The 14,657-nt window shown below is 32.8% G+C and carries 12 protein-coding genes; 11 read left to right on the top strand and 1 reads right to left on the bottom strand.

Features of this window, described 5'->3' with window-relative positions:
* The 10 genes from mbpA to J4051_RS18450 form a co-directional block, all read left to right on the top strand.
* The coding region (gene mbpA, locus J4051_RS18410) for a mobilization protein MbpA (RefSeq protein ID WP_236027608.1) at positions 1-394 on the top strand (394 nt) is incomplete at its 5' end.
* Positions 391-1,248, top strand: coding sequence for a relaxase/mobilization nuclease domain-containing protein (locus tag J4051_RS18415; protein WP_208235353.1), 858 nt, complete (start codon positions 391-393; stop codon positions 1,246-1,248). The genes mbpA and J4051_RS18415, both read left to right, overlap by 4 nt.
* Before the next feature lie 11 nt (positions 1,249-1,259).
* Complete coding sequence (locus J4051_RS18420; protein WP_208235354.1) at positions 1,260-1,574, top strand: DUF6730 family protein; 315 nt, start codon at positions 1,260-1,262, stop codon at positions 1,572-1,574.
* Between the two features lie 93 nt (positions 1,575-1,667).
* Positions 1,668-3,761: an HsdM family class I SAM-dependent methyltransferase gene (locus J4051_RS18425; protein ID WP_208235355.1), complete on the top strand. Its 2,094-nt coding sequence runs from the start codon at positions 1,668-1,670 to the stop codon at positions 3,759-3,761.
* Positions 3,761-5,056: a restriction endonuclease subunit S gene (locus tag J4051_RS18430; protein ID WP_208235356.1), complete on the top strand. Its 1,296-nt coding sequence runs from the start codon at positions 3,761-3,763 to the stop codon at positions 5,054-5,056. Before J4051_RS18425 ends, J4051_RS18430 begins: the two co-directional genes overlap by 1 nt.
* A gap of 150 nt (positions 5,057-5,206) precedes the next feature.
* Entirely contained in the window at positions 5,207-6,331 is a 1,125-nt protein-coding gene (locus J4051_RS18435; protein WP_208235357.1) for a Fic family protein, read from the top strand.
* The gene (locus J4051_RS18440) at positions 6,331-9,609 is read left to right on the top strand and encodes a DEAD/DEAH box helicase family protein (RefSeq protein WP_208235358.1); all 3,279 of its coding nucleotides are present in this window, start codon (positions 6,331-6,333) and stop codon (positions 9,607-9,609) included. Before J4051_RS18435 ends, J4051_RS18440 begins: the two co-directional genes overlap by 1 nt.
* A 79-nt stretch (positions 9,610-9,688) precedes the next feature.
* Complete coding sequence (locus J4051_RS18445; RefSeq protein WP_208235359.1) at positions 9,689-9,913, top strand: hypothetical protein; 225 nt, start codon at positions 9,689-9,691, stop codon at positions 9,911-9,913.
* A 15-nt stretch (positions 9,914-9,928) separates the two neighbouring features.
* On the top strand, positions 9,929-10,048 hold the full coding sequence (locus J4051_RS19310) for a helix-turn-helix domain-containing protein (RefSeq protein WP_394368934.1): 120 nt from the start codon (positions 9,929-9,931) through the stop codon (positions 10,046-10,048).
* A 376-nt stretch (positions 10,049-10,424) separates the two neighbouring features.
* Positions 10,425-11,495: a hypothetical protein gene (locus J4051_RS18450; RefSeq protein ID WP_208235360.1), complete on the top strand. Its 1,071-nt coding sequence runs from the start codon at positions 10,425-10,427 to the stop codon at positions 11,493-11,495.
* 485 nt (positions 11,496-11,980) lie between these two features.
* On the opposite strand, the gene J4051_RS18455 is transcribed toward J4051_RS18450, so the two are convergent.
* Positions 11,981-13,201 (bottom strand): site-specific integrase, encoded by a 1,221-nt coding sequence (locus tag J4051_RS18455; protein ID WP_208235361.1) that lies wholly within the window; start codon positions 13,199-13,201, stop codon positions 11,981-11,983.
* A 902-nt stretch (positions 13,202-14,103) separates the two neighbouring features.
* On the opposite strand from J4051_RS18455, the gene J4051_RS18460 reads away from it, so the two are divergent.
* The coding region (locus J4051_RS18460; RefSeq protein ID WP_208235362.1) for a CHRD domain-containing protein at positions 14,104-14,657 on the top strand (554 nt) is incomplete at its 3' end.

Consider the following 14,657-nt stretch of genomic DNA (forward strand, 5'->3'; position numbering starts at 1 on the left):
AATGGGAATTATTCTGGGTAGGAATTCGAGATGTGTGTCTGTGGCCACATTCTCGTTTGCTCCCGAAGGTCGCAAAGAAAAAAAACGAGTGTTTAGGGGAAAAAGTGATCTGGTCAAGTTCAGATGTTCCATTTACGAAAAGAAGCTCTTGACTATTAAGGCATCGTCTTCAGGATTGAGCCTGAGCGAATATATCCGGCGTGCCGTATTTGAAAAGGAAATTACCGAACGGTTTAGCGAGGAGCACATCGAACTTTATAAAATGATGATCAAATACCATAATAATTTTAAGGCCATCGGAAACATGTACAGAAAACGAAATCCCAAACTGACCGAAACCGTTTATGCCCTGGCCAATGAAATTAAGGCGCACCTCATAAAGTTTCAATCATGATAGGAAAGGGCAAAAGCATATCACACACCAGGGCATCGATGTCCTATGGATGGAACCAGGAAAAGGATGCCGAGATCGTGCTCAAGGAATTTTTGCATGGCGATTCCCCAGCTGAAATTACCAAAGAGTTTAAAATGCTCCAGGACCAGAATCATAACTGTACCAAAAACACCCTGTCATTTATCCTCAGCCCCACAATAGATGATGGCAGAAAACTGGATAAAAGCAAATTAGAGGATATTACCAAATGGTTCATTCACGAGATGAAACTTGGCGAACGTCAGGCCATCGCCTTTGTGCATAGGGATAAGGAACATAAACACATCCATTTATATGTCAACCGTATTGATTTCAGGGGCGTGGCCTACAATGACAGTTTTATAGGTAAACGGAGCCAGTTGGCAGCTGAAAAAGTCGCTGAACAAATGGGACTGACCACGGTCAAACAGGTTCAGTTTGAAAAGGAATTCAACCTAAAGGAAATTCGCACGGAGATCAAGCGCAGACATGACTTGACCATGAAACATTTAAAACCGAAATCATTTGATGCTTATGTAAAAGCCATGGAAACCAATGGCGTAAAAGTCATCCCAACAATAAATAAACAAAACAATCTACAGGGCTTCCGCTTTGAATTTGATGGGCACAATTTAAAGGGCAGTGAAGTCCACCGCAACATGTCCATAGGCAATATTGGCAAACAAATGGGGCACCTTGAAGGCATCAAGAGTTTAAAAAACAATACCGTTGGGGTGGCATTGGCAGGAAATACAGTAGGCCTCGCGCCAAAATTAGCTTTAAAACTGACCAAGTTCATGATCAAGAAAACCATACAACAGGGGTTATCCTATTAAATAAAACGATTATGACAAAACTTGAAGAATTCACGGCGCTTTTGGTCAATGAGACCACAGACTTTAAAAATGCTCTGGAAAAGTTGGAGAAACTAAATGCACAGTTAAAAGAAACGAAAATCAAGATGGATTTGACGGAGTATAAAACCATGGTCGAAATCCATCAGCAAAAAATGGCATCACATTTAGAATCGATCCAACGCTTTCAAAACCACTTTGACACTAAAATAGAGCAGGCCCAAATTTATCCCAATTGGGCGGTGGTTGTGTTTATTGTGAGTTTGGTGATAGGCATCGGTGCTCTTGCCTATTTAACGATAGGTTAGATGATTCAAGACTACACTTCCTCTTTTTTACTTTCCTTTACCATTTATCTATAAAAGATCTATATTTTTAGCCTTCCTAACAAATCAAATTAAATGAGCCAAAACATCTTACAATACGAATCCAAAATATGGTCTACTGCCGACCTTTTAATTGCTTCTGGTATAAAAACTTCTGACTTCCCTAAATATATGATGCCTTACTTTGCAATGATCATGTTGGAAAGTAGATTAGTAAGGCATTATAAAATATTACTGAATGACTTTGGTGCCAGTACTTATGATGACATTGATAATATTGAAGATTTTATAGAAGAGTTTAAAGATTCAAATCTTGGTTATAATGACCTTGTAATTAAGCAACAGAAAACGTTGGCAGAAATATGTAGAAACGATAAAACATTTGATAATGATTTTGAGACCTACCTAAAAGCATTTGATCCAGATACTAAAGAGCTATTAGGAGTTGACAGAGGTAATACTGAAGAAAAATATTTAGATATTTCTGGTGTTAGTGGTCAATTACGAAAAAAAGGGATTCTATTTGATACAGTTAAAAAATGGAGCGAAATAGATTTAACCGATTTCAATAACTCTGATATAACCACATTAGAGGAGCATATAAAACGTAAATGGGCAGATATCTCTGCTGAAACTGCTGGAGAACAGTATACACCGGATGACATTATAGCGTTAATTTCTGAAATTATTTTATCTAAGATAGAAGATAATGACGCATTCTTAACCATATACGATCCAACCTGTGGCGGTGGAAACTTATTGTTTGGGGTAGAAGACAAAATACAGGAAAGGTATAATAGGCCAACAAAAACATACGGTGAGGATTGGAGTGATAGTTTATACGCATTAGCAAAAATAGAAAGTCGTTTTCGTACGGATTCAGATATTCGGTATGGTAATACCTTAACTAATATTTCATTTATAGAAAAACAGTTCGATGTTATTGTAGCAAATCCACCCTATGGTGTCGATTGGAAAGGCTATAAAAAGGATATAGAGAACGATACTACCGAACGTTTTCACGCGTTGCCATCCATTTCAGATGGGCAATTTTTATTCACCCAACATATTTTATCACAGTTAGACGCTAAAGGTTTATCTGTAGTGGTGCATAACGGCTCTACATTATTTAGTGGTGACGCTGGAAGTGGCGAAAGTAATATCCGTAAATACTTTTTCGATAACGATTGGGTAGAAGCCATTATTCAAATGCCTACTGATGAATTTTTTAACACTGGTATTTACACGTACTTATGGGTGTTTAATAAGAATAAGATAGAAGACCGAAAAGATAAAGTCATCTTAATCAATGGCAGTAATTTCTTTCAACCCTTAAAGAAAAGTAAAGGTAAAAAGCGTAAGGAAATGGTTTTTGAAAACAGAAAAACTATTGTAGATGCTTTAACCAATTTTAAAGATACTGACTATGCCAAGGTATTTGATAAATGGCATTTTTATTTCAATAAGCAAGCCATAATGCTAACTAATGTAGATGAAAATAGTAAAACATTTGAAAGTCAATTACCAGTTAAAAAGAATAAAGAAGGCGAAAAAATCAGAGCTAAATCAATAAAGCTAAATCCTACTAAAATTATACAGATTACTGATGAAGAAACCATAGAAATAACAGATTTTGAAATTGAAACCTTTGATGCTAAAAAACATAAATCATTATTTGATTATTTTAATGATGAGCTAAAACCTTTAGTTAATAGTTTAGATTATAAGGAAGCAAATTTAAAAGTGGCAACTGCGAAAAAGTGCTATTATTTTGATGCAGATAAAGAAACCATAATAGAGGAAACTAAAGAGAGTAAAACAGCTTTAGGCAATGGTAAAATAGTTGTCAAAACGTCGTTCAAAAAAGCAACGAAAACCAAAGAAGCCAATATTAGCATCAGAGTAGAACTAACGCCAGACTACGAAAAAGATTACGAAATAATACCTTATTCACCTATAGATACAGAAAACCAACGAAACATTGCCAATTTTATGGCACAATATATTACCAAACCTTTTAGGTATATAGAAAATACTATTGGTGTAGAGATTAACTTTAATAAGGTATTCTATAAGCCAGAACAACTACGTTCTTTACATGAGATTACAACCGATTTAAATGATTTAGAAAATAAATTGTCTGACCTTGAACAAGAATTAGCAATTTAATGGAGAAGTATAATAAGTATAAAGATTCTGGTATTGAATGGTTGGGAGAAATACCAACAGACTGGAATATTAAAAGGATAAAGGATATAGCATCGACTAAATCTGGAACGACACCTCAAAGTAATAATAGATTATATTATGAAAACGGAATACATAACTGGATTAGAACTACTGATTTAAACAATGGTGAATTATATGATGTTGAATATAAAATTACTGATTTAGCTATCACTGAATGTAGGATGAAATTCCTTCCAATAGATGCAGTACTGATTGCGATGTATGGAGGATTTGGAACGATTGGGAAAAATGCAATACTTAAAAAAGAATCAACAATTAACCAATCTGTTTGCTCTGTTCTTCCTAATTCAAAGAAATTTGATTCGAACTACCTTTTATATTTTTTTAAACATTTCAGAAATGATTGGAGGTTATTTGCGGATGGCACAAGAAAAGATCCAAACATAAACCAAGAAGCTGTAAGAAATCTTTTTATTTATCAGCCAATCTTAGTGGAACAAACCCAAATAGCCAATTATTTAGATGCCAAAACTACAGCAATAGAAAAAAAAATAAAGCTACTACAACAAAAAACAAAACACTACAAAGCTTTTCGCAAAACGTTAATTAATGAAACGGTTACCAAAGGTTTAGATAAAACTGTGAAGCTAAAGGATAGTGGTGTTAATTGGATTGGTGAAATCCCAGATCATTGGGAAGTTAATAGGTATAAAAGTTTTGGTAAAACAATTAAAGGTAAAAACATGGAAACTTCAGATTTCAAATTTGATCACAGTTTGCCTTTGTTGTCTTTAGAATATTTAAGAAAGGATTCAGTACAACATCCAACATATTGCTATTCAACTGATAAATCTTTAAAATCCACTGATGACGATTTAATAATTGTTTGGGATGGAGCAGCAGTTGGAGAAATCCTACAATCTAAATTAGGTTATGTTTCCTCTACAATTGCCAAATTAGATATAGATAAAAAGAAGTTTAATAAAAAATATTTTTATCATTTAAGAGGAGCAATTGACTATAAATTAAAGCAAATACCAACAGGTATGGGAATTCCTCATCTAAACCCGACGTTATTTAAAAATTTCCAATGCCCAACACCACCTTTAGAAGAACAAACCCAAATCGCAAACTATTTAGATGCTAAAACAACAACCATAGACAACATCTTAAAAAATATAAAGACCCAAATTACAACCTTAAAAGAGTTGCGTAAAACACTAATAAATGAAGTTGTGACAGGTAAAGTCAAAGTGAGCACAAACTTGCAATAACAAATCTTTTATTGTAAAAAATGGCAATATATTGCAATTGGGAGTTCCTTATTGTAAAAAACATTAATATTTTGCATTAGCAAAGTTGTTGTTGTAAATTTTAGTCCTAATTTGCATTAGCTAAATGTATAATGCAATAAAGCATAAAAAATGAAAGACTTTAAATCAGGCAATTATATCAATCAAGGACATTACAAAAGCTTTCAACCAGAATTTATCAATAAAAAATGGCTGTTAGAAGATATGGAACTCATACAGCTACTCTCTAAAGCAGATAGGCAATTAGGACGTTTAGATATGTATAGCGAGCATATACCTGACATAGAATTGTTTATTAGTATGCACGTTTTAAAAGAAGCCACTCAAAGTAGCAAAATAGAAGGTACTCAAACTAATATGGAAGAAGCCCTATTGGATAAAGAGGATGTGAGCCAGGAAAAAAGAGACGACTGGGAAGAAGTGCAAAACTATATTCAAGCTATGCAACAAGCTATAGAAATGCTGGGTAAACTGCCTTTCTCTTCGCGGTTGATTAGAGAAACACATAAAACCTTATTGCAAGGTGTAAGAGGTGAACACAAATTACCAGGGGTCTTTAGAACCAGTCAAAATTGGATTGGAGGGGCATCTATAGATGATGCCACTTTTGTCCCTCCTGTTCATAATACCATTGGTGAACTCATGGGCGATTTAGAAAATTTCGCGCATAATGAAGATGTCTATTTTCCAGATCTTTTAAAAATTGCAATTATACACTATCAGTTTGAAACCATTCACCCATTTTTAGATGGCAATGGACGTGTAGGGCGTTTATTGATAACCTTATATTTAGTAGATAAAGACATTCTTAAAAAACCCATACTATACCTATCAGACTTTTTTGAGCGTCATAAAAATTTGTATTATGACAATTTAATGAAGGCCAGAACGGATAATGATATTGTTCAATGGCTAAAGTTCTTTTTGGTAGGCGTTATAGAAACAGCTAAAAGTGGCGTGGACACCTTTGATGCTATTTTAAAACTAAAAACGACTACGGAATTAAACATCCAAACTTTAGGAACAAGAGCAAATAATGCTCAAAAAATAATACACTATTTATTTAAACGTCCAATGATTGATGTGAATAAAGTGGTTGAGGTTACGGGAGTTTCTAAACGAACAGCATACCATTTAATTGACGATTTAGAAGAATTAGAAATTTTGAAAGAAGTAACAGGAGGGAAAAGAGATAAGCTTTATGTTTTTGATAGTTACTTAAAATTATTTAAATAATGGACGAATTAATATTACAAGATAAATACTTAATGAACTTCTTTACCAATCGCGCAGACGGTTTACAATACAAAGAAGTAAAAGCAAATACAGTTTCTAAATTACATTTTGTAGTTGAAGATTTAAAATACTTTATTAGCGAAACAACACTTAATAAGACGGCGTACAGGAGTTTATTAAAGAAATTTGAGAATAATGAAAAACAGTTGCTACAAGAGTTTCAAGAGTTTTTAAATAAGCGTATCGGTGAGTCAATGAATATGGCACTGTTTATTAATAACAATAAATCGGTCACATTTAAAGGTGTTAAAATTAATCTGTTTTATCCAAGTGGGAGCATCACGCACGATGATAAATTATTTGAAGAAAATCAATTTTCAGTAGTCCAAGAATTACCCTATATATTCAATTATGAAGGTAAAAAACAATTCAGTTTCCGTCCAGATATTACCTTTTTCTTGAACGGGATATATTTGGGCTATTCAGAGTTGAAATCTAATTATAACAATCAAAGCGCACATAAAGACGGTAGAACAAAAATCGCTAACGACTACCAAAAGGCAGTAACCAACTATTTAGATATTGCAAAAAGTAATGATCTGTCACAAACCATCCGGAAAGACTTTTTAAAGATATTTGAAAAGGCCATTCACATCACAACCACAGATGTACAAGACACGTTCATCGTAAGAAATATTTCCAATCAGTTTGATGAAGTCAAATCTAAAGTGGAGGATAATTCTTTCGATTTTGATAAATATAAAGCCAATGTGAATGATGCATTAAAATCTTACCCTTTAATAAATCGTGAAGCTAATAAACAAGAGCGTTTTGAAGAGGTTTTTAAGGCCTTGTACAGTAAAAAAATGATAGAGCGGGAAATACTCTATTATAACTTTATTGAGCGTGAATTGGTAAAGTCAGAAAAAGGAAAACAAAAAGAATACAAGCATAACGATGGAAGATTGATCTCTCCAAGACCTAAACAAAAATTTGGTGCAGACAAAATCATCAATAAAATAGACGAATTTTTAGAACACGAAGACGAACCAGATTACTTTATAAACAAACTGCGTCAACAACTTGTAGAAAAAGGATTGGGAGCTGTTCAAATAGAGGAATTAATAAGTAAAAGACAGAAATATCAAAATAATAAAAACGTCTATTCTTTACTCTTACAATACGCTGCTGGTTTTGGTAAAAGCAATATTATAGGATGGTCCTCCTTAATGTTAAAAGATTTACGCAAAAATGATGCGTTTGTCTATGATAAAATAATGATTGTTGTGGACAGAGTACAGTTAAGGGATCAGTTGGATAGCAAAATGTATAATATGAATATTGCGAATAGCATGTTCATAGAGGCCAATAATAAAAAATCTTTTTTAGAAGCTTTAAATACAGATAAACGCATTGTTGTAGTCAACCTTCAAAAGTTTAATTCAATTAGAGAGTTTTTAGATGATGAGGTAGTACAGAAATTAGCATTAATGCGTATCGCTTTTCTAATTGATGAAATACATCGTTCTAATAGTGGTCAACAACACGAAGAAATGGTGTCGTTATTTGATGAATTACAAAACAGTTTTGATAGTAATAAGGAATATAAAAGCACCCATAGCAAGAAAAACTTAATCATAGGATTTACCGCAACACCAAGCGATGTAACCTTAGCGCGTTTTGGCGAATATAATAAGTATGCCGAAGCTGAAAAAATATGGGTTCCTTTTGATAGCTACACTATGAAAGAAGCTATTGAGGATGGCTATATTTTGAATCCAATCAAAGGCATTGTTCCAGTATCTGCAAAAATGTATTTTGAAAAACCAGAAGATGCTTTAGAAGGTTTTGAAGGTGATGTGGGATATGACGAAATGCCTGATAATCCGGATTCAGGTGTTGACGCAAATGGTAAAAAATATCGAATAAGTAAAAAGAGAATATACGAAGATGAAGAGCGCATTGAAGCCATTTCAAAATTTGTGGCAAAACGGTTGGTAACAGCAGTATATCATAATATTAGAGGTACAGCAAAAGCAATGTTTGCAGCATCATCTATTAAAGCAGCTATTAAATATCGGAAATATATTAAGAAGTTTTATAACGAATTAGTCACAGAGAAAAAGTACGAGCGCTTTAAAGAGGCGCCAATCTACATTGTATATAGTTCAGATGGTCAAAAATATGAAAGTTCATCCACGTTAAACGGTGGGTTATCAGAATCCAAAGTTTTACAAAACTTCGCAATTAAGAAAAATGGTTTAATAATCGTGGTCGATAAATTGCAAACAGGTTTTGATGAACCTAAATTACATACTCTGTTTTTAGATAAGGAAATAAGAGGAATTAATGCCATACAGACAATTTCCAGAGTAAATAGAACGGCAGGAAAACACAAGAAAGACTGCAAGATTATAGATCTTTCTTATAAAAATGTAAACGTAAATAATATAAAACAGGCATTTGAACATTTTAGTAATGTTGTAGTAAGTGACTTTGATCCTTTAGGCCAAGAACAAGTGCTACAAGAAGTTTATGAAAACTTACATCAAGAACAGGTTTTTAAATCGCATTTTAAACTTTTTAAGGCCTATCAATCAGGTGATAAAAAAGACATCTCTGTTATTTTAAATTTTGAAAATGCTGTAACAGATTTAATCAGAAAGCAACCAGAAGATGCTAAAAAGCTTAAGCATAAAATTAATAAATATTTTAAAATTTTAAACCTAATAGCTTTTGTAATTGAGATCGAGGATAAGTATAGTGAAGAGCGTTTTACAGAGTTTTGGTATAGATATAGCGTATTGTATAATTCATTAACCGGCACAAATGAATTAATTGATGATGTAGATGTATACTTCGATAATATGATAGGGATTTTGGCACCTCCAGAGGAAGAGGAGAAAAAAGGAAATAAGAAATCAGAAGTAAGAGAACCTAGTGGGAAATATGGTAAGCAATACAAGTTTGACATATTGGCTGTAATTGAAAAACGAAATGAAGAAGAAGACGAGATAGAGGTTTTAATATTGGATTTCCAAAATAAAATAGAAGTGTTTTTTGACTACGTACATTTACCAGAGAACGGGAAGCATTTGATTGCAAAAATAAAAGATGAAGGATCCGTATTTGATGAAGAAGAAATTTACAACGACTTTGCTAAAGTTTTCAGGAAGTATATAAGGCGCAATAGAAAGGCATTGGGTCCCTTCTTTATTAAAGAAACGGAAGATATAGTAAACCAATTGTGTGATGATTTTGAAAAGACAATTTCGTAGAAATAATTAAGTCAACATTGTCTATGGCGCTTATAAATTGAATATGGCTTATAAAGATTATCGATGAACTTTAAAAATCATGAAGTTAGTTACACATAAAGAATGCATTGCCGCTAATATTCGATTAGAGGCACTTCTTAAAAAGGTTGGCAATGATACACTTGAAGATGCTCCACAAATGAAAGAACTCTTGGAAGTGAGCGATTTAATAGAGCACTATGAGGAAATTTATTTCAATTTTGGATTACCGTTCTTACAGGAAATGGTTGAGTTGCGCATGTTTGAAATGGGTTTAAAAAGTTAAGATCTGGTTATTCTCCTGGACACGAGTACGTCACGAATAAGCGAATATTTAAATGGTAAAAAGGAAATTACCTTTAATGTTGCCAAACTTTTGCATCAAAAGTTGGGTATCGACGGTGATATTATTTTACAATGAAAATTTTGACTCTTGGTTAACTGGCTCAATGAGGCAGTACCGATCTTTAAATCGCTCAAAGAATATTCAATGCTTCTTGATACCCATCAAGAACATTGCTTGGTAAAGATTTTAAATAAATCTGTACAGTGGATAATTTACTGGACTCAGCATTACATAAATGGTACTAAAAGAATATTTATGCATAGTTTGGAGATGATAAAATCTTCGAATCGTTCCAGTTCAATCAATCTATGCTCAAAACAAAGTTTTTAATTTATCGCTTTTCCTGGCTTTTTACTTTTGCCTTCCACTTTATAAATGCAATTTCTGTATAGTATTCTTTAAAAGAGAGGATTAAGTCTTATATTTATTTCCTAAATTTTAGGTTTATATTATGGATATAGAAATTCAAAAAGCTATTGAAAAAGTTAGAATAGTTGATTCTGATAGGAGTTATTGGTTTATTAGGACTTATGGCGGCGAGATGTTTGAAGATTTTATAACAAATAGCTATGTGGGTGTTGGGCTTAATTCAGTTCCATTCAAATATTTAGAAGAATATAAGAAAGACAGTGCTGAATCTTTCGAAAGAATCAAAATGTATATTGAAAAAAACACTGATTACAAAGATGGATCGGCAACAAATTGGACTAATCAATTAATAAATTTCCATCATGAAATTAGACGAGGTGATTTAGTTGTAATACCAAATAAAAACTCTTCTTATTTTCATATAGGTACCGTTGAAAGCGATATTTATGTTGCAGACGATAATCGTTCTTTTTTGCATAAAGATAAGTATGAAAAGTTTCCTGAAAAAAGAAGGAAAGTTGCATGGGAGAAACGTATTAGCGCAAGCGATGTTAGAAATGACCTAAAAGGCATGACGTCCACTCATCAGGCCATTACCAATATTAACAGATTCTCGGAAGGCATAGAAGGTCATATCTCCAGCATATTTATAAAGGAGGATAAAATTTATTTAGTAATAAAGGTTAATCAAGATGAGGATATAAACGCTTTTGATTTAAGTACTTTCTTATCAGGCATAACATACTTCTATAAAGAGTTCTCAAAAGAAGAAGGTTCGGAATCCGAAGACTTGACCATAAAAATTAAACTACAATCGAAAGGGAGAACAGTCTTAAAGGGTCTTGCGTATACTGGTGTGTTAGGAATTGCTGGACTAGTTCTTCTAAGTAACAATGGCGAATTTAAAGCCACTATTGGTGAAGATGAATTTTCTTTTAAAACTGATGGTCTTCTAAACAGTATGAGTGATTTCTTAGACAAAAAGCAAGAAAGAAAAATAAAATATGAAGAGTTTCAACAAAGTATCCAAAACTTAAAGGCCAAGGTAAGTGATGAAGATAATTTAAATGATAATCTTTCTAATGAAATTAAAGAAAACAGGGAAGAAAATAATGGAGAAAATAACAGTAAGCAGGATGAGAATCCAAACTAATTTATTGTCATTAACTTGTTTTTCGATATGAAAAATTTTATAAGTCAGGTAATATAAAGGCGTGTAAAACACCATTAGTTCTACAAAAAACACACATATGCAAAAGACAATTAACATAATTTCCATATATCACAAATGTATTCATTTAATCAATATCATCGTTTTAAAATAGGGGTAAAATTTATCTAACCTCCATTCTGTAAATCTTTTTCACTTTCACCACAGACATTATTCAGCCTTCTTTGGTTTGGCAACCATTATTTATTCAATCAGTGGTAAAATTTTTTTAATAAAGTTAAGGGATTTTGATTTACTTAATCCTAGCCATATAACAAACTAATTTTTAACTCATTCTCGTACCTTCCTACTCTAAATTGCAAAGAACTTAATGTAGTTGTGGGTATAATACGGCATATATAGGTTGTTAAATTTTGTTTTATAAGAATATTTCACAGAAACTATGAGTACTAATTAATAACTGTAATTCAAATACTGTTCAATTCTTCTTGATACCCATCAAGAACGTTACTCGGTAAAGATTTTAAATATATCTGAGTTGTGGATAATTTGGTATGGCCAAGCATTGCGGAAATTGCCGCTAAGGGAATGTTTTTGAACAGGGCATGGGTCGCAAAGCTGTGTCTTGAAACATACGATGTTAACCGCTCTTCTATACCACATAAGTTGGCAATTTCTTTAAGGCCTTTATTATATCTTTTTAGACCCCATTGGGCATCTCTGTATTGAAGTTCTAAAGTATCCCGTTTTAACACAGGAAGTATAAAGTCATTTGGTTTCTTTTTGGAAATATAAAACTTCAAAATAACTTTCATGTGATCAGTAATTTTGATGTCATAAATTTTTGATGTTTTTCTACGTTGGAATTTTATTCTATCATCTACTATATCTTTTTTTCTAAGAAACACCATGTCGATGTAGGACATTCCCATGGTCATATAGGAGAGTATAAAATAGTTTCGGTAGTTAAATAAAGGATGCTCTTTTGGTAGGTCGAGTTCTAAAATATTTTTGATGTATTCAACTTTGATCGCTCTCTTTTCAGTAGGATTTATTCGAATTTGATATTTCAAAAACGGATAATATTCTCGTTCAATAATATCATCTTTGATGCCTCGGTTGTAAATTGCTTTTATCGTTCTCATATAGGAAGCCACTCCGTTTTGAGTATTTCCTGTCTTTGAGAGGTGGAACCGCTCAAAACGTTTTAAAAAATCTAAATTAAGCTCATTGAATTTTAAATCTTTTTGTTTGTTGAACACCTTTAGAATACCTATTAATCCTTCATAACTTCTCGCTGTGCCGAATCGTTTTGCAGCACGAAGGTCTTTTGCAGTTTCCAGTCCATATTCAAAAAAGGATTCGTATTTAGACTTTCCTACAATTTTGGTTTTCAATTGTTTTATGGATAGGAAATCTAATTCTCCTTTGTAATGTAAGCGGTTAATTGTTTCTTGGGCTTTTGCAACTTCAGAAAGTAACAAGTTATTTAGAAATTTAACAGACTCAGTACCTTTGTAAGAATTCCGAACTTGTTTTTTTGATTGGTTCCAGTGTATCTCTTCTAAATATTGACCTGTTGCGATAGAAGTGGTTTTTTGAAAATGGCTAATTCTCATTATTAATGGAAATGTATTATCTTTCCTTTTTCGGCGAGTATCTAAACTTAAGCTTATACTAGTTTGCATACTTTAAAGTTACAAAAAATTTGCACGTAATTTGCACTTAATTGTTTGATGTCAACTGAAACCAAATGACATCAATAATTATTAAAAACTTAAAAATCAATAAGTTATGTTATTGTTTGATTTTGATTAAATCCCTTTTCCCGCTGCTGTTAATCAGAGGGTCCTTGGTTCGAGCCCAAGAAGAGGAGCACAGTGAGACAAAGCCATTCAAGAAATTGAGTGGCTTTTGTTTTTTCATCAGGACAACATCTGTACAACAATTCATCTATCTTTCATTTGCATTTATTCCTATCTTTAAGTTGTGGAACGCTTATGAGAAATATTTGCCACTTGGCTGTATCAAAGTAGAAGGGATTTGAAACTATTATGGTTAAAGCACGGCGCTTTGACAACCAATAGACTTTCTATTTTGGTCATATGCATTTTCGGCATAATGTCATTGACCCTTTATTTTTTAATTTCCAGCAACAGCTATTCCTTAGTGCAAATTATAGCGAGCTATCTTTTCGTTACGTTATTGTTCAGTTTGACCCGCTTTAAGAGCCATTTACTCAAAATGACAACTTATCAACTTATGTGTTTAAATTCAAATTAATAGGTGTCCTATTAGGTGTCCCATTCTAAAAGCTGAGTGGCCCTATTTAAAAAAGGATCTGAATTGTATGCTAATTCCAATGTCTTGGAAAACTCCAAAGTACTATAAAATCATTACAACTTATTCGAAAAAGCCATTATAACTTCTTTTTCTCATTCAATTTATATTTCATAAATCGCTTTAAATCAGTTCTTAACATTTTTATTAAATATAATTAAGAAAAAAAAGATGATTTTTTAAAACCGACCCTTTCAAAATCTCGTAAGTAGAGTTCAAAGCAAAATAATTTAACCAAAAACTCAAAAACATGAAAACAAAAATTTTAGCTTCTTTATTAGTAACCTTCTTAATTTTTACGAGTTGTAGTAATGATGACGTTGATGATATGATCCAAGAAACGGGAGATAGCAAAACCTATTCGTTAATGTCTGTTTCCGATCCGTCAATTTCAGGAATGGTTACTTTCCTAAAGAACACAAACAATTCAACCACTGTAAAAGTTGATTTAGACGGTACAACATCAGGAATGCACCCTGCCCATATTCACCTCAATACAGCTGCCGAAGGTGGTGCTATTGCCATTAGCTTAGAGCCAATAAATGGTGCTACGGGCATGAGTTCTACTACGTTTAGTACAAAGGATGACGGCGCACCAATTAGCTACGAACAACTTTTAGATTTTAATGGCTATGTCAATGTGCACAAAAGTGCCGACGATCTTGGAACTTTAATCGCACAAGGAGATATCGGGCAAAATGAATTAACTGATGCTTCTAAAACCTATACTTTGAATAGTCAGTCTGACCCAAGTATAATGGGCGATGCCAAATTCACAAAACGGGTCAATGGCACAACCTTGAT

The sequence above is a fragment of the Gelidibacter pelagius genome (assembly GCF_017581925.1).
In the GTDB taxonomy this organism is placed as follows: domain Bacteria; phylum Bacteroidota; class Bacteroidia; order Flavobacteriales; family Flavobacteriaceae; genus Gelidibacter; species Gelidibacter pelagius.